Annotated in this window: 23 protein-coding genes and 4 tRNA genes; 21 read left to right on the top strand and 6 right to left on the bottom strand. The window is 72.5% G+C overall.

All coding sequences use genetic code 11. The annotated features are described in order from the left end of the window. The first annotated feature begins 2 nt into the window (after positions 1-2). Entirely contained in the window at positions 3-1,178 is a 1,176-nt protein-coding gene (locus FQ330_RS06885; RefSeq protein WP_146356254.1) for an alpha/beta hydrolase family protein, read from the top strand. A 1-nt stretch (position 1,179) separates the two neighbouring features. On the opposite strand, the gene FQ330_RS06880 is transcribed toward FQ330_RS06885, so the two are convergent. Then, a complete protein-coding gene (locus tag FQ330_RS06880) occupies positions 1,180-1,596 on the bottom strand; it encodes a SufE family protein (RefSeq protein ID WP_128189145.1) in 417 nt (138 codons plus the stop codon). Continuing rightward, the gene (locus FQ330_RS06875) at positions 1,593-2,483 is read right to left on the bottom strand and encodes a sulfurtransferase (protein WP_146356252.1); all 891 of its coding nucleotides are present in this window, start codon (positions 2,481-2,483) and stop codon (positions 1,593-1,595) included. Before FQ330_RS06875 ends, FQ330_RS06880 begins: the two co-directional genes overlap by 4 nt. Before the next feature lie 120 nt (positions 2,484-2,603). Between FQ330_RS06875 and zapE the strand changes: the two genes are divergently transcribed. Beyond that, on the top strand, positions 2,604-3,605 hold the full coding sequence (gene zapE, locus FQ330_RS06870; protein WP_146356250.1) for a cell division protein ZapE: 1,002 nt from the start codon (positions 2,604-2,606) through the stop codon (positions 3,603-3,605). On the opposite strand, the gene FQ330_RS06865 is transcribed toward zapE, so the two are convergent. Then, positions 3,602-4,804 carry a Na+/H+ antiporter NhaA gene (locus FQ330_RS06865; protein WP_146356248.1) on the bottom strand — a complete coding sequence of 401 codons (1,203 nt, stop codon included), beginning with the start codon at positions 4,802-4,804 and terminating at the stop codon, positions 3,602-3,604. The two genes, zapE and FQ330_RS06865, sit on opposite strands and share 4 nt — an antisense overlap. 167 nt (positions 4,805-4,971) lie before the next feature. Here FQ330_RS06865 and FQ330_RS06860 point away from each other — a divergent pair, with 167 nt between their 5' ends. Continuing rightward, positions 4,972-6,204: an ammonium transporter gene (locus tag FQ330_RS06860; RefSeq protein WP_128189149.1), complete on the top strand. Its 1,233-nt coding sequence runs from the start codon at positions 4,972-4,974 to the stop codon at positions 6,202-6,204. 56 nt (positions 6,205-6,260) lie between these two features. On the opposite strand, the gene FQ330_RS06855 is transcribed toward FQ330_RS06860, so the two are convergent. Further along, entirely contained in the window at positions 6,261-6,938 is a 678-nt protein-coding gene (locus tag FQ330_RS06855; RefSeq protein WP_146356246.1) for an SDR family NAD(P)-dependent oxidoreductase, read from the bottom strand. Positions 6,939-7,046: 108 nt separating this feature from the next. On the opposite strand from FQ330_RS06855, the gene FQ330_RS06850 reads away from it, so the two are divergent. Beyond that, positions 7,047-7,415, top strand: coding sequence for a four-helix bundle copper-binding protein (locus FQ330_RS06850; protein WP_225792730.1), 369 nt, complete (start codon positions 7,047-7,049; stop codon positions 7,413-7,415). A gap of 59 nt (positions 7,416-7,474) precedes the next feature. On the opposite strand, the gene FQ330_RS06845 is transcribed toward FQ330_RS06850, so the two are convergent. Beyond that, positions 7,475-7,547 (bottom strand) — tRNA-Val (locus tag FQ330_RS06845). 157 nt (positions 7,548-7,704) lie between these two features. On the opposite strand from FQ330_RS06845, the gene FQ330_RS06840 reads away from it, so the two are divergent. The 12 genes from FQ330_RS06840 to ruvC all read left to right on the top strand — a co-directional run bounded on the left by FQ330_RS06840 (position 7,705) and on the right by ruvC (position 15,971). Next, positions 7,705-7,776 (top strand) — tRNA-Gly (locus FQ330_RS06840). A 37-nt stretch (positions 7,777-7,813) separates the two neighbouring features. Next, positions 7,814-7,884, top strand: a tRNA-Cys gene (locus FQ330_RS06835). 14 nt (positions 7,885-7,898) lie between these two features. Beyond that, positions 7,899-7,970, top strand: a tRNA-Val gene (locus FQ330_RS06830). Between the two features lie 132 nt (positions 7,971-8,102). Beyond that, positions 8,103-8,834 carry a hypothetical protein gene (locus FQ330_RS06825; protein ID WP_146356244.1) on the top strand — a complete coding sequence of 244 codons (732 nt, stop codon included), beginning with the start codon at positions 8,103-8,105 and terminating at the stop codon, positions 8,832-8,834. 67 nt (positions 8,835-8,901) lie between these two features. Then, positions 8,902-10,812 (top strand): threonine--tRNA ligase, encoded by a 1,911-nt coding sequence (gene thrS, locus FQ330_RS06820; RefSeq protein ID WP_225792748.1) that lies wholly within the window; start codon positions 8,902-8,904, stop codon positions 10,810-10,812. A gap of 134 nt (positions 10,813-10,946) precedes the next feature. Beyond that, positions 10,947-11,465, top strand: a complete 519-nt coding sequence (locus tag FQ330_RS06815) for an HIT family protein (RefSeq protein WP_146356467.1) — start codon at positions 10,947-10,949, stop codon at positions 11,463-11,465. A 39-nt stretch (positions 11,466-11,504) separates the two neighbouring features. Then, positions 11,505-12,395: a pyridoxal 5'-phosphate synthase lyase subunit PdxS gene (gene pdxS / locus FQ330_RS13550; protein ID WP_225792729.1), complete on the top strand. Its 891-nt coding sequence runs from the start codon at positions 11,505-11,507 to the stop codon at positions 12,393-12,395. Beyond that, positions 12,389-12,991 (top strand): pyridoxal 5'-phosphate synthase glutaminase subunit PdxT, encoded by a 603-nt coding sequence (pdxT, locus tag FQ330_RS13545; protein ID WP_225792747.1) that lies wholly within the window; start codon positions 12,389-12,391, stop codon positions 12,989-12,991. Before pdxS ends, pdxT begins: the two co-directional genes overlap by 7 nt. After that, a complete protein-coding gene (locus FQ330_RS06805) occupies positions 12,984-13,910 on the top strand; it encodes a DMT family transporter (RefSeq protein WP_225792728.1) in 927 nt (308 codons plus the stop codon). Before pdxT ends, FQ330_RS06805 begins: the two co-directional genes overlap by 8 nt. Before the next feature lie 8 nt (positions 13,911-13,918). Next, a complete protein-coding gene (locus FQ330_RS06800) occupies positions 13,919-14,593 on the top strand; it encodes a hypothetical protein (RefSeq protein ID WP_146356240.1) in 675 nt (224 codons plus the stop codon). Positions 14,594-14,647: 54 nt separating this feature from the next. Continuing rightward, entirely contained in the window at positions 14,648-15,409 is a 762-nt protein-coding gene (locus tag FQ330_RS06795; protein WP_146356238.1) for a YebC/PmpR family DNA-binding transcriptional regulator, read from the top strand. A 4-nt stretch (positions 15,410-15,413) separates the two neighbouring features. After that, positions 15,414-15,971: a crossover junction endodeoxyribonuclease RuvC gene (ruvC, locus tag FQ330_RS06790; RefSeq protein ID WP_128189156.1), complete on the top strand. Its 558-nt coding sequence runs from the start codon at positions 15,414-15,416 to the stop codon at positions 15,969-15,971. On the opposite strand, the gene FQ330_RS06785 is transcribed toward ruvC, so the two are convergent. Next, positions 15,972-16,151 (bottom strand): hypothetical protein, encoded by a 180-nt coding sequence (locus FQ330_RS06785; RefSeq protein ID WP_128189157.1) that lies wholly within the window; start codon positions 16,149-16,151, stop codon positions 15,972-15,974. It lies immediately after the preceding gene. A gap of 108 nt (positions 16,152-16,259) precedes the next feature. Here FQ330_RS06785 and ruvA point away from each other — a divergent pair, with 108 nt between their 5' ends. The 5 genes from ruvA to secF all read left to right on the top strand — a co-directional run bounded on the left by ruvA (position 16,260) and on the right by secF (position 20,940). Then, a complete protein-coding gene (ruvA, locus tag FQ330_RS06780; RefSeq protein WP_146356236.1) occupies positions 16,260-16,856 on the top strand; it encodes a Holliday junction branch migration protein RuvA in 597 nt (198 codons plus the stop codon). After that, complete coding sequence (ruvB, locus tag FQ330_RS06775) at positions 16,853-17,866, top strand: Holliday junction branch migration DNA helicase RuvB (protein ID WP_146356234.1); 1,014 nt, start codon at positions 16,853-16,855, stop codon at positions 17,864-17,866. The genes ruvA and ruvB overlap by 4 nt, the downstream gene beginning before the upstream one ends. A 63-nt stretch (positions 17,867-17,929) precedes the next feature. Next, on the top strand, positions 17,930-18,304 hold the full coding sequence (gene yajC, locus FQ330_RS06770; protein ID WP_225792727.1) for a preprotein translocase subunit YajC: 375 nt from the start codon (positions 17,930-17,932) through the stop codon (positions 18,302-18,304). 3 nt (positions 18,305-18,307) lie between these two features. Further along, the gene (gene secD, locus FQ330_RS06765) at positions 18,308-19,969 is read left to right on the top strand and encodes a protein translocase subunit SecD (RefSeq protein WP_146356232.1); all 1,662 of its coding nucleotides are present in this window, start codon (positions 18,308-18,310) and stop codon (positions 19,967-19,969) included. After that, positions 19,969-20,940, top strand: a complete 972-nt coding sequence (gene secF / locus FQ330_RS06760; protein ID WP_146356230.1) for a protein translocase subunit SecF — start codon at positions 19,969-19,971, stop codon at positions 20,938-20,940. Before secD ends, secF begins: the two co-directional genes overlap by 1 nt. Positions 20,941-20,955: the final 15 nt, after the last annotated feature.

Below are 20,955 nucleotides of genomic sequence, written 5' to 3'. Positions count from 1 at the left end.
CCGTGACGACCCGAGCGAGGCGCGCCGCCGCATCCACCCGCCCCGCGAGGCTCGCGATGGCCGCAGGCGGGGTGGTGGTCGCGGGCGCCGCCCTCGCCGTGACCGGTGCCTCCGCGGCGCTCGCCTCCATGCTCGTCACCCCGCCGCGAGAGCTCGTCGACGACATCCGGGTGCTCGGCCTCGACGAGCGCGGCGTGCGGCTCGGGCGCACCCCCGACACGGGGCTGCCGGGCCTGTACGCGCTGTGGGTGGGGGAGCGGCTCGTGGTGCTCGGACCCGTCGTGGCCGAGGACGCGCACAGCGTCGTTCGGGCGGTCGACGCGGGCGCCCGCGAGGTGCTCGACGGCGTGGACTCCGCGCGGTGGTCGGGCTATGCCGTGCATCGGCCCGAGGAGGTGGCGGATGCGGTGGAGACCGTCGACGTCGCCACCGAGGTGGGCCCCGCGCCCGCGTGGATCATGGGCGACCAGTCGGCCGCCACCTGGTGCATCCAGGTGCACGGCCGCGGCGTCACGCGACGCGAGACGATCCGGGCCGCGCCCGTGTTCCTCGAGCGCGGCATGCCCGTGATGGCGGTCTCCTACCGCAACGACACCGAGGCGCCGCCGAGCGGCGACGGCAAGTTCCGGCTCGGGCTCGACGAGTGGCGCGACGTCGACGACGCGATCGGCTTCGCGGTCGCGCGCGGCGCCCGCCGCATCGTGCTCATGGGCTGGTCGATGGGCGGCCAGATCGCGCTGCAGCTCGCCCGCCGCTCCCGGCACCGCCGCCGCATCGTGGGGCTCGTGCTCGACTCGCCGGTGGTCTCGTGGCGCGCCACGCTGCTGCTGCAGGTCGCGATCGCCAAGATGCCCGCCTGGCTGGTCGACACCGCCGTGGGCCTCCTCGAGTCGCCCGCGGCCGCGCTCAGCGGCAGCCGCAGCCTCGACTTCGACGAGCTCGACAACGTGCTGCACGCCGACGCCCTGTCGCAGCCCATCCTGCTGCTCCATTCGGCCGACGACGGCTTCGTGCCGGCCGACGCCTCCCGGGCGCTCGCCGAGGCGCGGCCCGACATCGTCGACTACCGGGAGTGGCGGACGGCCCGGCACACGAAGCTGTGGAACCTCGACCGGGCGCGCTACGAGCAGCAGATCCGCGGCTGGCTCGACGAGCACCGGATCGCGCCGCTCGACTGAGTCAGCGCTCCCGCACCTGCCGCTGGATGCGTCCGAGCATCCCGGCCATGCCGCGCAGGCGCAGCGGCGAGATCACGCGGTCGAGGCCGAGCAGGCGCGGCATGTCGGCGGGCACCGCGAGCACCTCGTCGCGGCTCGCGCCCTCGAGGCCCTGCGCGAGGATCGAGGCGAAGCCCCGCGTCGTCGGCGCCTCCGCGGGCGCGGTGGCGTGCACGTGCACCGCGTCGTCGACCTCGACGAACAGGTAGACGGGCGACTGGCACTCGGCGACGCGCTCCAGGAGGTCGGGGTGGTCGGCGTAGCGCTGGGGCAGCTCGGGCAGCTCGTCGGCGAACTCGAGCAGCAGCTGCAGCCGGTCGCGCTCCTCGACGGCCTGGAAATCGTCGACGGTGCGCTGCAGGGCGGGCGTGAGCGTCATCGCGCGGGCACCTCGCCGGGCTCGGACCCGACCACGATCGGCACGCCCACGAGCGAGCCCCACTCGGTCCAGGAGCCGTCGTAGTTGCGCACCTTCGGCAGGCCGAGCAGGTGCGTGAGCACGAACCAGGTGTGGCTCGAGCGCTCGCCGATGCGGCAGTAGGCGATCACGTCGTCGGCGTCGCGCAGGCCGGCGCCGTCGAGGTAGACGGCCTCGAGTTCCTCGCGCGAGCGGAACGTGCCGTCCTCGTGCACGGCGCGGCCCCACGGCACGCTCGCGGCGCTCGGGATGTGCCCCGCGCGCAGCGCGCCCTCGTCGGGGTAGGCCGGCGCCGTGGTGCGCTCGCCGGAGTACTCCTCGGGGCTGCGCACGTCGACGAGCGGGCGGCCGAGGTGCGCGAGCACGTCGTCGCGGAAGGCCCGCAGCGTGCGGTCGTCGCGCGCCACGACCGGGTAGTCGACCGCGGGCCGACGCGAGGGCTCCCGCGTGAGCTCGCGGCCCTCCGCGATCCACTTGTCGCGCCCGCCGTCCATGATGCGCGTGCGATCGTGCCCGTAGAGCGCGAAGACCCAGAGCGCGTACGTCGCCCACCAGTTGGCCTTGTCGCCGTAGAAGACGACGGTGGTGTCGCGCCCGATGCCCTTCTCTCCCAGCAGGCGCGCGAACGACTCGGGGGTGAGGTAGTCGCGCATCACCGGGTCGTTGAGCTCGGTGTGCCAGTCGACCTTCACCGCGCCCGGGATGTGGCCGACCTCGTAGAGCAGCACGTCCTCGTCGGACTCGACCACCACCACGTCGGGGTCGTCGAGGTGCGCGGCCACCCACTCGGTGGAGACCAGGCGCTCCGGCGCGGCGTACTCGGCGAAGCGGGGCTCCGACTCGGTCATGGCGACTCCTTCCGCGCCGCGCGCGCACGCGGCTGTCCTGCCTGACTAGGCTCGTCCGGGGGAACGCCATCCTCCCACCGAAACTTCCCCGGACGCCGACGCGTCGACGAAGGAGCGCCCATGCCAGCACCGATCTCGCTCGTCGAGCGCCGCCCCGAGGCCAGCGCGGAGCAGATCGTCGCGGGCCTCACTCCGCCGCCGCAGTTCGACGGCGCGACGTTCGAGTCGTACCGGCCCGACCCCGCGCATCCGTCGCAGGCCGAGGCGCTCGAGCAGATGCAGGAGCTCGTGACGGCGTGGACGTCGCCGAAGCGCTCCCTGTTCCGCAAGGCGCCCGAGGTGCGGCCGGGCATCTACCTCGACGGCGGCTTCGGCGTCGGCAAGACGCACCTGCTCGCCTCGCTGTGGAAGGCGATGCCCGGGCCGAAGGTGTTCGGCACGTTCATCGAGTACACCGCGCTCGTCGGCGCGCTCGGCTACGCCGAGACGGTGCGGGCGCTGCAGGGCTCGCGGATCGTCTGCATCGACGAGTTCGAGCTCGACGACCCGGGCGACACGATGGTGATGACCCGCCTGCTCGGCGAGCTCGTCGCCGGCGGCTCGAAGCTCGCGGCCACGAGCAACACGCCGCCGAACGCGCTCGGGGAGGGCCGGTTCGCGGCCTCCGACTTCCTGCGCGAGATCCAGGCGATCGCCGACCGCTTCCAGATCATGCGGATCGACGGCGACGACTACCGCCACCGCGACATCACCGGGCACGCCCCGGTCACGCCCGACGACCGCATCGAGGCGGAGCTCGCGGGCCTCGACGGCACGGTCGCGGTCGACGACTTCCGCGCGCTCGTCGCGCACCTGTCGAAGGTGCACCCGTCGCGCTACATCGGGCTCGTCGAGGGGCTGCAGGGGCTGGGCCTGCGCGACGTCGAGGTGCTGCACGACCAGAACGACGCGCTGCGGTTCGTCGCGCTCGTCGACCGCCTCTACGACGCGCAGGTCGTGCTGCGGGCGAGCGGCACGAGCCTCGACCGCGTCTTCAGCGAGGAGATGCTCGGCGGCGGCTACCGCAAGAAGTATCTGCGTGCCATCTCGCGCCTCGTGGCGCTGGCGAACGAGACCGCCTAGCCGACCCCGTCGGTGCGCCGCAGGTACTCCTCGGCGTCGCGGGCGCGGATCTCGGCCGTCTCGACGTCGGGGTAGCGGCGGTTCAGGAGCGCCAGGTAGGTCGCGCCGAGGATCGCCGCGATGAGCGAGCCGGCGAGCACGCCGAGCGTGCCCTCGGTGATGAGCTCGGGGGTCGTGCGGTGGGCGAGCTCGTTCATGAGCAGCGCGACCGTGAAGCCGATGCCGCCGAGCAGGCTGATGCCGAGCAGCTCGCGCAGCAGCACGCGGCCGCCCTTCGGCACGCGCAGCGCCCACTGGCCGAGCAGGCCGGCCGCCGTGATGCCGATGAGCTTGCCGAGCGGCAGCGCGACGACGATCGCCCAGAAGACGGGGCTGAGCTCGCCGAGCGGCACCTGCGGGATCATCACCGACGCGGCCGTGAACGCGAACACCGGCAGCACGATGCCGTTCGTGAACGGCTCGAGCTTCTCGCGCGCCGACTCGGCAGGGGCGGGGGAGAGCACGAGGCCGAGCGCGACGCCCGCGATGGTGGCGTGGATGCCGCTCATCGCGACGAGCCACCACGTGACGGCGGCGACCACGAGCAGCAGGATGCGCAGCGGCCAGCTGCCGCGCTTGCCGCGGTAGGCGCGGCCGAGCAGCGAGAAGGCGACGACGCCGACCGCGGCGAGCCCGAGCAGCGGCAGCGAGAGCGACTCGGTGAAGAAGACCGCGATGAAGAGGATGCCGATGAGGTCGTCGATCACCGCGAGGGCGAGCAGCAGCGCGCGCACGCGCGACGGCAGGCGCTTCGCGACGAGCGCGAGCACGCCGAGCGCGAAGGCGATGTCGGTCGCGGTGGGGATCGGCCAGCCGCGCGCGCCGTCGGCGCCGGCCAGGTTCAGGTAGATGAGCGCCGGCACCGCGACGCCGCCCAGCGCGGCGATGGTCGGCACCGCGGCCTTCGAGACGCTGCTGAGGTCGCCCTGCGTGAACTCGTAGCGCAGCTCGATCGCGACGACGAAGAAGAACACGACGAGCAGCCCGTCGGTCACCCAGTGCGCGGCCGAGAGGTCGAGCCCGAAGACCGTGAACGGCAGGTGCATGTGCTTCAGCGCGTCGAGGCCCGGGCCGAGGCCGGTGTTGGCGATGACGAGGCCGAGGATCGCCGCACCGAGGAGGAGCATCGCCGACACCTGCGGGTTCCTGATCCACGTCATGGGATCCATCCTGGCATCCGGCCGCATGCCCGCCGTCGCCCGAAACGCGCCCGAAACACGGTCGCGCATCCGTAACCGAGACGAAACGCGACCGCGCCCGCCGGCGAAACCGCGCGGGGGGATCCTCAGAGCAGTCCCTTCCCGCGGATACCCCCAAGGAGCACCTCATGGATGCAGGCAGCATGGCCTTCGGCGTCGTCGCGACAGCACTCGTGCTGTTCATGACGCCCGGCCTCGCGTTCTTCTACGGCGGCCTCGTGCGCGCCAAGAGCGTCATCAGCATGATGATGATGTCGTTCGGGGCCATCGGCCTCGTCGGCACCCTCTGGATCCTGTACGGATTCAACATGGCGGCCGTCGAGTCGCCGCTGCAGTTCTCGGGCAACCCGTTCAGCGACCTCGGCCTCGCCGCCCTCGCCGCGGGCGAGAGCGCGAACACCGACCTGATCGGCGTCGCCTACGGCTCGACCTTCGCGATCATCACGGTCGCCCTCATCTCCGGCGCCATCGCCGACCGCGCCAAGTTCGGCGCCTGGATGCTCTTCGCCGGCGTCTTCGCCACCCTCGGCTACTTCCCGATCGCCGCGTGGGTGTGGGGCGGCGGCTGGGCCTACTCGCTCGGCGAGATGCTGGGCCTGCCCTCTGTCATCGACTACGCCGGCGGCACGGCGGTGCACATCAACGCCGGCGCGGCGGCCCTCGCGCTCACCTTCGTGCTCGGCAAGCGCATCGGCTTCACGAAGGGCGCCCACAAGCCGCACAACGTGCCGTTCGTGATCCTCGGCGCGAGCATCCTGTGGTTCGGATGGTTCGGCTTCAACGTGGGTGCGGAGTGGCTCAACGGCCTCGGCAACGCGGGACTCATCACGCTCAACACGCTCGGCGCGACCGCCGCGGCGATCTGCGCCTGGCTGCTCGTCGAGAAGCTGAAGGACGGCAAGCCCACCTCCGTCGGCGCCGCCTCGGGCGCCGTCGCGGGCCTCGTCGCCATCACCCCGGCCTGCGCCAACCTCACGCCCGGCTGGGCGCTGCTGCTCGGCGTCATCGCGGGCGCCGTCTGCGCCCTCGCGGTGGAGCTCAAGTGGAAGCTCGGCTTCGACGACTCGCTCGACGTGGTCGGCATCCACCTCGTCGGCGGCCTCATCGGCACGCTCTACCTCGGCTTCTTCGCGACCGAGACGGGCCTGTTCCTCGGCGGCGGTCCCGGCCAGCTGGCCGTGCAGGTCATCGCGGCCGTGGGCGTCATGGTCTACGCCTTCGTCGTCGCCTTCGTGATCGGCTTCGCGATCGAGAAGACGATCGGCTTCCGCGTCAAGAACGAGGACGAGCTGGCCGGCGTCGACCAGATCGTGCACGGCGAGGACGCGTACGGCTACGAGCTGGAGCGCGACCGCGTCTGACGCGCTCGAATCGGAGGAGGGGCCGGCGGGAGCCGGCCCCTCCTCTCGTTCGTGCGTCAGAGGGCGACGGAGCCGCGCACGCGGTGACCGGTCGCGATCGACTCGCCGGAGGTCGTCGACCGCGGGGAGAGCAGGAACGCGACGAGTGCGGCGATCTGCTCCGGCGACGACTCGCCGGGCTTCCCGTGCGCGACGTCGTCGGCGGGCTCGGCGGTGACCGGGCCCGGGTTCACGACGTTGACGGCCACGCCCGTGCCGGCCAGCTCGTCGGCGAGGTGCTTCGCCGCGATGATGAGCGCGGCGTTGCGCACCGAGCCGGTGATGCTGCCCGTGATCAGCGCGTTCTGGCCGCTCACGCCCACGATGCGGCCGAAGCCGGCGTCGCGCATCGGCGCCTTCGCGGCGTTCGCGAGCCGCAGGAACGTCATCGCCTTCGCGTCGACCGCCTCCACGACCTGCGCGGGGTCGGAGCTGCGGGCGGGGTCGAGCGTCTGCGCGGGCGGCGCGGCGGCGACGACGAGGCCGTCGAGGCGGCCGTGCTGCTCGAGCACGCTCGCGACGGCGCCGGCGACGGATGCGTCGTCGGCGGCATCGAGGCGGAGGTCGGCGCCCTCGCCGCGGGCGGCGGTCAGCACGGTCGCGCCCTCGGCGCGCAGCACGTCGGCGACGGCGCCCCCGATGAGGCCGGTGCCTCCGACGACGAGGACGACACGGTCGTTCAGCTGGAGATCCATGGCTCGACGCTAACGGGCTGAGGGCGTTCGTGGGGGACATCCAGGCTCCGGGCGTAGCGTCGCCCGCGAACCGATGCGCGGGCATCGAGCCCGCCGAGAGGAGCGATGATGCACCACGGACAGGAGCACGAGCACGAGCACGGCGCCGGCGGCGCGGAGGTCGGCAGCCACGCGGCCCACGTGGCCGAGCTGGAGGCGTGCGCCGCGGCGTGCCGCGACTGCGCCCGCGCCGACCGGCAGGAGGGCATGGACGACTGCGCGGTGATGTGCGAGGCGTGCGCCGACCTCTGCGAGGTGACGGCGCGCATCCTCTCCCGCGAGGTGCCGCTGCCGCAGGAGGCGCGCGACGCGCTGCTGGCCGCGTGCGCCGCGGTCTGCCGCGCCTGCGCGGCCGAGTGCCGACGGCACGACGCCGAGCACTGCCGGGCGTGCGCCGAGGCGTGCGAGCAGTGCGCCCAGGCGTGCGAGGCGGCCTGAGCCGCGCCCGAGCGGATACGACGAAGGCCCCGGCGGATCGCCGGGGCCTTCGGTCTCGGTGGGCGATACCAGACTCGAACTGATGACCTCTTCCGTGTGAAGGAAGCGCGCTACCAACTGCGCCAATCGCCCGTGCCGCGCGAAGCGGACCGCACAAGTCTGCCACATCCGCGGGCGCGCGCGTGACCATCCCCGGGCGTCCGGCGGCGGATGCGCGACACGTGCGGGGCGATTTGGACATGCGGCTCGAGCGCGGGTATAGTCATGCGAGTGCTCAGCGATGAGCCCCGCGGATGTGGCGCAGTGGTAGCGCATCACCTTGCCAAGGTGAGGGTCGCGAGTTCGAATCTCGTCATCCGCTCGACAGCAATGTCATGAGAGTCAATCTCACACCACCTGGTGGGGTGGCCGAGTGGTGAGGCAGCGGCCTGCAAAGCCGTCTACGCGGGTTCGAATCCCGTCTCCACCTCGAGCACCCACTGAGGGCGATTGGCGCAGCGGTAGCGCGCTTCCCTGACACGGAAGAGGTCACTGGTTCGAACCCAGTATCGCCCACAGAGCAGAAGGCCCCGGTCTACGCCGGGGCCTTCGTCATACCCGCCGGATGAGGGCCTCCTCACGCGCGCCTCACGCGCCTCGGCGGCCGCAGTCGATAGACATGACGGCACCCGGCAGACAGGAGCGGCGATGCCCCGCACACGACGCGACCTCCTCGGCCTCCGCGCGCTCGTCGGCCACCGCCCGTCGCTCACCGTGCTGCTGATGCTGCTGGGCGCCGACGTCATGTTCTTCGCCGGCCACCTGCGCGCGAGCCGCAGCGAGTTCGAGTCGTCGCTGTCGTTCGTCGACATCGAGTACGGCCACCCCGAGGCCTTCCAGTCGCTGCAGTGGCTCTGGGCGATCGGGCTCGTGGTGCTGATGGCCGTCGTCTCGCGCCGGTGGCCTGTGCTCGGGCTCCTGCCACTGCTGGGCTTCTTCCTGCTCACCGACCGCTACTCGCTGCACGAGCGCGGGGGAGCGGCGCTCGTGCAGTCGCTCTCGCTGCAGGGCGCAGCGGGCCTACGCGGGCAGGACCTCGGCGAATTGATGGTGCTGGCCGCAGCCGGGCTCGTGATCCTCCCCGGCCTCGTGCTCGGCATCCGCGCCGCCCGGCGAGCGGAGCGCCGCGACCTCGCGCGCACGCTCGGCATCGCCGGCATCATCCTGTGCTGCGGCGTCGTGCTCGACGCCGTCCACATCCTCGTCATCGCGGAGCCGAAGACCGGTGACGCCTTCGGCCTGATCGAGGACGGTGGCGAGATGCTCGGCGCATCGCTGCTCGTCGCGCACCTGTTCCGGATGTGGCTGCAGCCGGCGGCGGCCGCGGCACCGGTCGCCGCCGAGCCCGCGCTGCCGGAGCCGGTGTCCGTGCAGGGGTGAGGCGGCGATCTACGATGGTCTGGTGACCACCGGATTCGACCTCTTCTCCGACCGTGCCGTCGTCGCCATGCGCGTCGACGGCGAGCTGCAGGACCTCGCGCGCGAGGTGACCGAGACGGCGACGGTCGAGCCGGTGACGATCGACAGCCCCGACGGCCTCGACATCCTCCGCCACTCCGCCGCGCACGTGCTCGCGCAGGCCGTGCAGCGCGTGAACCCCGAGGCGCGGCTCGGCATCGGCCCGCCCGTGCAGGACGGCTTCTACTACGACTTCGACGTCGCCGAGCCCTTCTCGAGCGACGACCTGAAGGCCCTGCAGAAGGAGATGGAGCGCATCGTCAAGGCGGGGCAGCGCTTCGTGCGCCGCACCGTCACCGACGACGAGGCACGCGCCGAGCTCGCCGACGAGCCCTACAAGCTCGAGCTCATCGGGCTGAAGGGCGGCGCGGCGACGGCCGCCGAGGGCGCCTCGGTCGAGGTCGGCGCGGGCGAGCTCACGATCTACGACAACGTCGACCCGAAGTCCGGCGAGGTGGCCTGGAAGGACCTCTGCCGCGGCCCGCACCTGCCGTCGACGCGGCTCATCGGCAACGGCTTCGCGCTCATGCGCGTCGCGGGCGCCTACTGGCGCGGCAAGACCGACCTGCCCCAGCTGCAGCGCATCTACGGCACCGCATGGCCGTCGAAGGACGAGCTGCGCGCCTACCAGCAGCGCCTCGAGGAGGCCGCGAAGCGCGACCACCGCAAGCTCGGGCGCGAGCTCGACCTGTTCTCCTTCCCGGAGGAGGTCGGCTCCGGACTGTCGGTGTGGCACCCGCGCGGCGCGATCGCGCGCGGCGAGATGGAGCAGCACGCGCGGCGCCGGCACATCGAGCAGGGCTACAGCTACGTCTACACGCCGCACATCACGAAGCGCGACCTCTTCGTCACCTCGAACCACCTCGTCACCTACGGCGAGGGCATGTGGCCGCCCATCCACATGGACGAGGAGCGCGACGACGAGGGCAACGTCACGAAGCCGGGCGTCGACTACTACCTGAAGCCGATGAACTGCCCGATGCACATCCTCATCTACAAGGAGCGCTCGCGCAGCTACCGCGACCTGCCGCTGCGACTGGCCGAGAACGGCACCGTCTACCGCAACGAGCTCTCGGGCGCGCTGCACGGCCTGACCCGCGTGCGCGGCTTCACGCAGGACGACGCGCACCTGTTCGTCACCCCCGAGCAGCTCGAGGAGGAGACCGCGAAGGTCCTCGAGTTCGTGCTGTCGCTGCTGAGCGACTTCGGCCTCACCGACTTCCGCCTCGAGCTGTCGATGCGCGACGACGAGAAGGAGAAGTGGATCGGCGACGAGGCCATCTGGGAGACGGCGACGGATGCGCTGCGGCGCGTCGCGCGCTCGACCGGGCTCGAGCTCGTGGAGGAGCCGGGCGAGGCCGCGTTCTACGGCCCCAAGATCGACCTCAAGGTGACCGACGCGATCGGCCGCTCGTGGCAGCTGTCGACCGTGCAGCTCGACTTCAACCTGCCCGAGCGCTTCGAGCTCGAGTACGCGGCCGCCGACGGCTCGAAGCAGCGCCCGATCATGATCCACCGCGCGCTCTTCGGCTCGATCGAGCGGTTCTTCGCGATCCTGCTCGAGCACTACGCGGGCGCGTTCCCGGTGTGGCTCGCCCCCGTGCAGGTCGTGGGCGTGCCGGTCGCCGAGGACTACGCCGACTACCTCGACGAGGTGGCGGCGAAGCTGCGCGCGCGCGGCGTGCGGGTCGAGGTCGACCGCAGCGACGAGCGGATGCAGAAGAAGATCCGCACGCACACGCTCATGAAGGTGCCGTTCCAGCTCATCGCCGGCGGCCAGGACCGCGACGCGGGCAGCGTCTCGTTCCGCTTCCGCGACGGCACGCAGGACAACGGCGTGCCCGTCGACGAGGCGGTGCGCCGCATCGTCGAGGCCATCGAGACGAAGGCGCACGTGTGACCGACGAGCCGCGCGACCTCGACGAGCCGGCGGAGCGGGCGGCCGTCCACCGCGACGCGCTGCCGGCCTTCGACCCGGCGGAGCCGCAGGAGCCGCCGCTCGTCGCGGAGCACTCCTGGGGCGCGCCGACGCAGATGTCGAGCGAGCTCCCCGGCGTCCCCGACCACTTCCAGCGGCTCTGGACGCCCTACCGGATGGTCTACATCCAGCAGGGGCAGATGCCCGAGGAGGACGCCTGCCCCTTCTGCCGCGCACCCGAGCTGCAGGACGACGAGGGCCTCATCGTGCACCGCGGCGAGACCTGCTTCGTGCTGCTGAACCTCTTCCCGTACAACACCGGCCACCTCATGGTCTGCCCGTACCGGCACGTCGGCATGTACGACCAGGCGACGACCGACGAGGTCGCCGAGATGGCCGTCCTCACGCAGACGGCGATGCGCGTGCTGTCGCAGGTGACGCGCTGCCAGGGCTTCAACATCGGCATGAACCAGGGCCGCATCGCCGGCGCCGGCATCGCCGACCACCTCCACCAGCACATCGTGCCCCGATGGTCGCTGGACTCGAACTTCTTCCCGATCATCGCGAAGACGAAGGCGCTGCCCATCCTGCTGGAGGACATGCGCCAGGACATCCAGGCGGCCTGGCCGGCCTGATCGCCCGATCATCCCGGCACCGCACGAAAGGCACCGATCATGACCGAGACCACCACCGGCTCGGCCCGCGTCAAGCGCGGGCTCGCCGAGATGCTGAAGGGCGGCGTCATCATGGACGTCGTCACCCCCGAGCAGGCGCGCATCGCCGAGGACGCCGGCGCCGTCGCCGTCATGGCGCTCGAGCGCGTGCCGGCCGACATCCGCGCGCAGGGCGGCGTCGCCCGCATGTCCGACCCCGACCTGATCGACGCGATCAAGGCCGAGGTCTCGATCCCGGTGATGGCGAAGGCCCGCATCGGCCACTTCGTCGAGGCACAGGTGCTCGAGGCGCTCGAGGTCGACTACATCGACGAGTCCGAGGTGCTGAGCCCGGCCGACTACGTCAACCACATCGACAAGTGGCCGTTCACGGTGCCGTTCGTCTGCGGCGCGACGAACCTGGGCGAGGCGCTCCGCCGCATCACCGAGGGCGCGGCGATGATCCGCTCGAAGGGCGAGGCCGGCACCGGCGACGTCTCCGAGGCGACGAAGCACATCCGCACCATCAACCAGGAGATCCGCCGGCTCACGTCGATGTCGAAGGACGAGCTCTTCGTCGCGGCGAAGGAGCTGCAGGCGCCGTACGAGCTCGTCGCCGAGGTCGCCGAGGCGGGCCGCCTGCCCGTCGTGCTCTTCGTGGCCGGCGGCGTCGCGACGCCCGCCGACGCGGCGATGATGATGCAGCTCGGCGCCGACGGCGTCTTCGTGGGCTCGGGCATCTTCAAGTCCGGCAACCCCGAGGCGCGCGCCGCCGCCATCGTGCGCGCGACCGCCTCGTACGACGACGCGAAGGCGATCGCGGATGCGTCGCGGGGCCTCGGCGAGGCGATGGTCGGCATCAACGTGGCCGACCTGCCCGCGCCGCACCGCCTCGCCGAGCGCGGCTGGTGACCGCGCGCCGGCCCCGCGTCGGCGTCCTCGCGCTCCAGGGCGACGTGCGCGAGCACGTCGCGGTGCTCGAGGCGCTCGGCGCCGAGGTGGCGCTCGTGCGCACCCCGGCGCAGCTGGCGCAGGTCGCGGGGCTGGTGCTGCCGGGCGGCGAGTCGAGCGTGATCGACAAGCTGTCGCGGCTGTTCGAGGTGCGGGAGCCGATCATCGAGCGGATCGCGGGCGGCATGCCGGTGTACGGCACGTGCGCGGGCATGATCCTGCTCGCCGACCGCATCCTCGACGGGCTGCCGACCCAGCTGTCGTTCGGCGGCCTCGACGTCGACGTGCGCCGCAACGCCTTCGGCAGCCAGGTCGACTCCTTCGAGGCGGAGCTCGCGGTGCCCGCGCTCGGCGACGAGCCGGTGCGCGCGACCTTCATCCGCGCGCCCGCCGTCGAGCGCGTCGGCGCCGCCGCGACGGCGCTCGCCTCGGTCGACGGCCGCGTCGTCGCGGTCGAGCAGGGGCCGCTGCTCGCGACCGCCTTCCACCCGGAGGTCGGCGGCGAGCTGCGCTTCCACCGCCGGTTCCTCGACCGCGTGCGCGCCGCCGGTGCGTGAGCGCGTGCCCTGGCAGGCGCTCTGGATCTCGCTCGCCATCATCTGGGGCTCCTCCTTCCTGCTCATGAAGCTGGGGCTCGAGGCGCTGCACCCGATGCAGATCGCGACGCTCCGGATCGGCATCGCGGCGGCGACGCTCCTGCTGCTCGCAGCGGCGATGCGCACGCGGCTGCCGCGCGACGCGGGCACGTGGGGTCTCCTGGCCGTCTGCTCGCTCTTCCTCACCGCGATCCCGTTCACCGCGTTCGTGCTCGCCGAGACCCGCATCTCGTCGAGCCTCGCCGGCCTCGGCAACGCGATCACGCCCGTCGCGACGGTGCTGTTCGCGCTGCTGCTGCTGCCGAGCGACCGGCTCACGCCGCGCAAGCTCGCGGCGGTGCTGCTCGGCCTCGTGGGCGTCGTGCTCATCGCGCAGCCGTGGACGGCCGCGGCCGGCCCCGACCTCATCGGCTTCGCGATCGCGGTCGCGGGCGGCGCGTCGTACGGCGTCGGCTGGACGCTGAACCGGCGCCTCCTCGCCCACCGCGAAGTGCCGGGCATCGCGCATCCGACCGCGCTCATGGTGACGGGGCTCCCGATGGTGCTCGTCGCCCTGCTGATCTGGAGCGGGCTCGAGGGCTGGTCGCCCGTCGCCGCGCATTCGCCGGAGGCCCTGCCGCTCGCGCTGCTCGCGGTCGCGGCGCTCGGCGTCGTCGGCACCGGCATCGCCTACATCCTGCAGTTCGAGGTCGTGCGCGCCGTGGGGCCGACGGTCTCGGCGACCGTGACCTACCTCATCCCCGTCGTCGCGGTCGGCCTCGGCGTGCTCGTGCTGGGGGAGCGCCTCGGCGTGTGGGAGGTCGTGGGGGCCGCGGTCGTGATCGGCGCCGGCATCCTCGTCGGGCAGCGGCCCCGGGTGCGCGCCGTCGCTGCTGGTTGAATCGGGGCGTGCAGCTCTACTCCAGCCGTCCCGTCGCCGCGGCCTGGCAGGTCGTCGCCGACCTCGCCGCGATCACGACGATCGCCGTCAGCGTCTGGATCGCCCTGCAGGTGCGCGACGCGATCGCCTCGCTCGGCGGCTTCGGGCGCCAGATCGAGGACGCCGGCACCGGCTTCTCCACGACGCTCTCCGACGCCGGGGATGCGCTCGCGCAGGTGCCGCTGATCGGCGACGGCGTCGCGCAGCCCTTCCGCGACGCATCCGGGTCGGCCGACGACCTCGCCGCCGCCGGCACCGCGCTCACGAGCACGATCGAGCTGCTCGCCGCGACCGTCGGCACGGCGCTGTGGCTGCTGCCGACCCTGCTCGTGCTGCTCGTGTGGCTGCTGCCGCGGCTGCGCTTCGCCACCCGGGCCCGCGCGAGCGCCGCGCTCGCGCGCACCCGCGAGGGGCGCGACCTGCTGGCGCTGCGCGCCGTCGCGACCCAGCCGACGCGGCGGCTGCTCGCGACCGTCGCCGATCCGGTCGCCGCGATCCGCACGGGCGACGAGCCGGGCCTGCGGGCGCTCGCCGCGCTCGAGCTGCGGAGCGCCGGGGTGCGCGTCGCGGTGGCGGGACCGGGACCCGGGACGGGCCCCGGCGCTGGCGTCGCAGCGGCGACCCGAAAGGGTCGCCGCCCATAGCTCCAGCGCGCGCGTAGGATGGGGCGTCCCCCTTCACGCGACCAGGAGAGCAGCATGTCCGGACACTCCAAGTGGGCCACGACGAAGCACAAGAAGGCCGTCATCGACGCCCGGCGCGCGAAGTCGTTCGCGAAGCTCATCAAGAACATCGAGGTCGCCGCGAAGATCGGCGGCGCGGATCTCTCGGGGAACCCGACGCTCGTCGACGCCGTGCAGAAGGCGAAGAAGACGAGCGTCCCCAACGACAACATCGACCGCGCGATCAAGCGCGGCGCGGGGCTGACCGGCGAGTCGATCGACTACACGACGATCATGTACGAGGGCTACGCCGGCGGCGGCGTGGCGCTCATGATCGAGTGCCTCACCGACAACAGGAACCGCGCCGCCGCCGAGGTGCGCGTCGCGATGACCCGCAACGGCGGCACGATGGCCGACCCTGGCTCGGTCGCCTACAACTTCAGCCGCAAGGGCGTCGTGTCGATCACGAAGGCCGACGGCGTCACCGAGGACGCGATCCTCGAGGCCGTGCTCGACGCCGGCGCCGAGGAGGTCGTCGACCAGGGCGGCGGCTTCGCGGTGCTCTCGGAGGCCGGCGACCTCGTCGCCGTGCGCTCGGCGCTCCAGGACGCGGGCATCGACTACGACTCGGCCGAGGCGGAGTTCGTGCCGAACCTCAAGGTCGAGGTCGACGTCGAGACGGCGCGCAAGGTGCTGCGCCTCATCGACGCGCTCGACGACCTCGACGACGTGCAGAACGTCTACGCGAACCTCGACCTCTCCGACGAGGTGCAGGCGCAGCTCGACGAGGACGAGTAGTCCCGTGCCGGCGTCGGTGCGCGTGCTCGGCGTCGACCCCGGGCTGACGCGGTGCGGCGTCGGCGTCGTCGACGTCGAGCGGCGCACGCCGACCCTCGTGCACGTGGAGGTGCTGCGCTCCGACGCCGACGAGGCGATCGAGCTGCGGCTGCTGCGCATCGCGCGAGGCGTCGAGGCGGCGATCGACGCCCACCGCCCCGATGCGATCGCGCTCGAGCGCGTGTTCGCGCAGGCGAACCTGCGGAGCGTCATGGGCGTCGCGCAGATCTCGGGCATCGTGCTGCGCGCCGCCGCCGAGCGGGAGCTGCCGGTGGCGCTGCTGACGCCGAGCGAGGTCAAGGCGGCCGTCACCGGCTACGGCGCGGCCGACAAGCGGCAGGTGGGGGAGATGGTGCGTCGCCTGCTGCGGCTCGAGGCCGCGCCGAAGCCGGCGGACGCCGCCGACGCGCTCGCGATCGCGATCGCCGAGGGCTGGCGCACGCGCGCGCCTCGCGCGGAGCACTCGACGCCCGCGCAGCGGGCCTGGGCGGCGGCGGAGTCGGCTGCGCGCGCCCGGCGCTGATCAGCCCTTGTGCAGGCCGCGGCGGCCGATCTCGACCGCGCCCAGCGTCGACAGGATGAACATCGCCAGGCCCGCGGTGAAGATGATGCCCTCGATGCCCTCCGCGCCGATCGAATAGCTCATCACGACGAACGAGCCCACGAGCAGCAGCATGAGGATCAGGAACTGGACGTAGCGCATGGGATCTCCGTGTCGAGCGATCGGCGGGCCCCTTCAGGCTACCAGCGCGCACTCGGGCATCCGGCGCGCCAGGCGGCCGGCGTCCGGTGCCAGGCCTAGGCTCAGGGGGTGATCTCCAGGCTCGACGGCACCGTGCTCGCCGCGCGCGGGCAGCGCCTCGTCGTCGGCGTCGGCGGCGTCGGCCTCGCCGTCGCGGTGACCCCCCAGACCTCGCTGACCGCCCGCGCCGGGAGCTCGGTCGCGCTGCACACGCACCTCATCGTCCGCGAGGACGAGCTCTCGCTCTACGGCTTCGAGACCGAGGCCGAGCTCGACGCGTTCGAGCTGCTCATCGGGGTCTCGGGCGTCGGCCCGAAGTCGGCCCTCGGCGTCCTCGCGCACCTCACCCCCGACGCGCTCGCCCGCGCGGTCGACGCGCAGGACGAGCGCGCGTTCAAGGCCGTGAGCGGCATCGGCCCGAAGACGGCGAAGCTCATCATCCTGCAGCTGAGCGGCAAGCTCGCTGCACCGGTGGCGGCGCCCGCGGCGCCGGGGTCGGATGCGCGGGCCGACGTGCTCACGGCCCTCACGGGCCTCGGGTGGCCCGAGCGCACCGCCGCCGACGCCATCGAGCGGGCGGCCGTCGCGGCGCCCGAGGCGGCCGGCACGACCGGCGCGCTGCTGCGCGCCGCCCTCGCCATCCTCGGACCGGGCGCGCGCCCGTGAGCGACCCGCTGACCGACCCGGCCGCGACGCCGGACGAGATCGCCTTCGAGGGGGCGCTGCGCCCCACGAGCCTCGCCGAGTTCGTCGGCCAGCCCAAGGTGCGCGGCCAGCTCGAGGTGCTGCTGCAGGCGGCGCGGATGCAGGAGCGCACGCCCGACCACATCCTGCTGGCCGGGCCGCCCGGGCTCGGAAAGACCACCCTCGCGACGATCATCGGCGCCGAGACCGGGCGGCCCATCCGCTACTCCTCGGGCCCCGCCATCCAGCATGCCGGCGACCTCGCCGCGGTGCTGTCGGCGCTCGTCCCCGGCGAGGTGCTGTTCGTCGACGAGATCCACCGCATGGCGCGCTCCGCCGAGGAGATGCTGTACCTCGCGATGGAGGACTTCCGCATCGACATCATGGTCGGCAAGGGCGCGGGCGCCGCCTCGATCCCGCTCGAGCTCGCGCCGTTCACGCTCGTCGGCGCGACCACGCGCTCCGGCATGCTGCCCGCGCCGCTGCGCGACCGCTTCGGCTTCACGGCCCACCTCGAGTTCTACGACCCGGCCGACCTCGAGCGCGTGCTCGCGCGCTCCTCGCGGCTCATGGACCTCACGATCGAGCCCGCCGCGCTCGCCGAGCTCGCCGGTCGCTCGCGCGGCACGCCCCGCATCGCGAACCGCCTGCTGCGCCGCGTGCGCGACTGGCTGCTCGTGCACGAGGGCTCGAGCGACCTCGAGGGCGTGCGCGCGGCGCTCGAGCTGTACGACGTCGACGAGGCCGGGCTCGACCGCATCGACCGCGCCGTGCTGCACGCCATCGCCCACCGCTTCACCGGCGGCCCGGTGGGGCTGTCGACGCTCGCGGCGGCCGTGGGGGAGGAGGCCGACACCATCGAGTCGGTCGTCGAGCCGTTCCTCGTGCGCGAGGGCCTCATCGGCCGCACGCCCCGCGGCAGGATCGCGACCCCGACGGGCATGCGGCACGCGGGCGCGCAGACGCAGGACGCGACGCTCGACGGGGTATGATGGGCCCTTGGTGCTGCGCGCAGCCGCGCAGGACGAACCACCCCTGAGAGGCCCCTTCCGACGATGCTGTTCCTGCAGACGACGACCACCGCCCAGCAAGGGTTCCCGATCGACCCGCTGACGCTCATCATGCTCGTCGTGCTCGCGGCGATGATCTTCTTCATGTTCCGCAGCAACAAGAAGCGCAAGGCCCAGGCCGAGGAGCTGCAGTCCCAGATGGTCCCCGGCGCCGAGGTGATGACGAACTTCGGCCTCTTCGGCGAGCTCACGGCGATCGACGAGGAGCGCAACGAGGCGCTCATCGAGATCGCGCCCGGCACCATCGTGCGCGTGCACCGCCAGACCCTCGCCCGCGTGGTCGACGACCACGCCGAGGTCGTCGAGGACCGCCGGATCGACGAGGCCGGCGACGCGGACGAGCCGCGCGACCGCGCCTGATCCGTGGCGAAGGCTCGTTCGCGGGGCGCCCGCGCGCTCATCTGGCTGGTGGTGCTGATCGCCGGCCTCGTCGGCGTCAACTTCTCCGCCGTGCAGTGGGGCGGCGGCTCCTGGACCCCGCAGCTCGCGCTCGACCTCGAGGGCGGCACGCAGATCGTGCTCGCGCCCGTCGTCGCCGAGGGCGCGCAGGTCACCCAGGAGCAGCTCGACCAGGCGGTGGCGATCATCCGCCAGCGCGTCGACGCCTCCGGCGTCTCCGAGGCCGAGATCACCACGCAGGGCGGCCGCAACATCGTCGTCGCCATCCCCGGCGAGCCCGACGCGGCCACGATGCAGCGCATCCAGGCGAGCGCCAAGATGGAGTTCCGCCCGGTGCTGCAGTCCGCCGCCGCGAACGTGCCCGGCGAGACGCCCGCGCCGAGCGAGAGCACGCCGCCGGCCGAGCCCGCCGCGACCCCCGAGAACGCGTGGGACCAGGCGTGGATCACCCCTGAGCTGCAGGCCGAGTTCGACGCCTTCCAGTGCGCCGACGTCGACACCACGACCGTCGCGCCCGCCGACGAGCCCTTCATCACGTGCTCGACCGACCAGACGGCGCGCTTCATCCTCGGCCCGGTCACGGTCGAGGGCTCCGACATCGCCGACGCGCAGGTCTCGGCCGCGACGAACTCGCAGGGCCAGGCCACGGGCGGCTGGGCCGTCAGCCTCGAGCTCGACGGCGAGGGCCCGGCCGGCTTCGAGGCGACGACGCGCGCCATCACCGGCCTGCCCGAGCCGCAGAACCAGTTCGCGGTCGTGCTCGACTCGACCGTGCTCATGCCCATCTCGTCGAACGCCATCATCACCGACGGCAACGCGCGGATCACGGGCGGCTTCACGCAGGAGGCGGCGCAGGGCCTCGCCGACCAGCTGCGCTTCGGCGCGCTGCCGATCGGCTTCGAGGTGCAGTCGAACGAGACGATCTCGGCGACGCTCGGTGCCGACCAGCTGCGCGCGGGCCTGCTTGCCGGCCTCATCGGACTCATCCTCGTCGTCGTGTACTCGGTCTTCCAGTACCGCGCGCTCGGCCTCGTGGTCGTCCTGTCGCTCGGCATCGCCGCGATCCTCACCTACCTCACGGTGACCTTCCTCTCGAGCACCGAGGGCTACCGGCTCTCGCTCGCCGGCGTCGCCGGCCTCGTGATCGCCATCGGCATCACTGCCGACTCCTTCATCGTCTACTTCGAGCGCATCCGCGACGAGCTGCGCGAGGGCAAGCACCTCACGAGCGCGCTCGAGACCGGCTGGAAGCGCGCCTTCCGCACCATCCTGGTCTCGGATGCGGTGAGCTTCCTCGCCGCCGTGATCCTGTTCCTGCTGTCGGTGGGCAACGTGCGCGGCTTCGCCTTCACGCTCGGCATCACGACGTTCATCGACATCGTCGTCGTCGCGCTCTTCACGCATCCGCTCCTGCGCCTGCTCTCGCGCACGAGCTTCTTCTCCTCCGGCCACCGCTGGAGCGGGCTCGACCCGCAGGCGCTCGGCGCCGTCTACCGCGGCCGCGCGAAGTTCCGCGAGCCGGTCGCGGCAGGCAGGGGAGCCCGGTCGGCGAAGGAGGCGCAGAAGCGCCAGACGATCGCCGAGCGCAAGTCGGCCATGGCCGCCTCGAACGGCAAGGAGGACTGATGGCCTCGCTCACCAGCGTCGGCAACGAGCTCTACACCGGGGAGCGCTCGCTGCCGGTCGTCGCCAAGCGCAAGCTGTGGCTGTCGATCGCGGTCGGCATCCTCATCGCGCTCGCGCTCGGCACCATCATCCGCGGCGGCTTCGTCTTCGGCATCGAGTTCACGGGCGGCAGCGAGTTCCGCGTCACCGGCATCTCGGAGGCGTCGACCGACGGCGCGGCGGAGGCCGTCGAGGCGATCGCGCCCGAGGCCGAGGCGCGCGCCGTCACGCTCGGCTCCGACACCGTGCGCGTGCAGACCGACGCCGTGTCGGAGGAGCAGGCCGCCGAGATCCGCGCCGCGCTCGCCGACACCTACGGCGTCGACAGCGGCGAGGTCGCGTTCTCGTTCATCGGCCCGTCGTGGGGCGCCGACATCTCGCAGCAGGCGCTGCGGGCGCTCGTCGTCTTCCTCGTGCTCGTGTCGATCGTGCTCGCCGTCTACTTCCGCACCTGGAAGATGTCGGTCGCCGCGCTCGCGTCGCTCGCCTTCGACCTGCTGGTCACCGCCGGCGTCTACGGCATCATCGGCTTCGAGGTCACGCCCGCGGCCGTCATCGGCTTCCTGACGATCCTCGGCTACTCGCTCTACGACACGGTCGTCGTGTTCGACAAGGTGCGCGAGAACACCGCGCCCGGCACGAGCGGTGAGCTGCTCGACAACATCAACCTCGCCGTCAACCAGACGCTCGTGCGCTCGATCAACACCTCGATCGTGGCGACGCTGCCGATCGCGGCGGTGCTCTTCATCGGCGCCCTGCTGCTCGGGGCCGGCACGCTCCGCGACATCTCGCTCGCGCTCTTCATCGGCACGATCGTCGGCACGTGGTCGTCGATCTTCGTCGCGGCCCCCGTCTATGCTCAGCTCAGGCAGCACGACGCGATCGCCGAGGTCACGGAGAAGCCGCGGAACGAGCGCGGGGCGGTCGTCTGAGCCGACGGGGAGGAG

Source organism: Agrococcus sediminis (genome assembly GCF_007923295.1).
Lineage (GTDB): Bacteria > Actinomycetota > Actinomycetes > Actinomycetales > Microbacteriaceae > Agrococcus > Agrococcus sediminis.
Note: the sequence above shows the minus strand (reverse complement) of the source record. Positions and strands in the feature narration are given on the sequence as shown.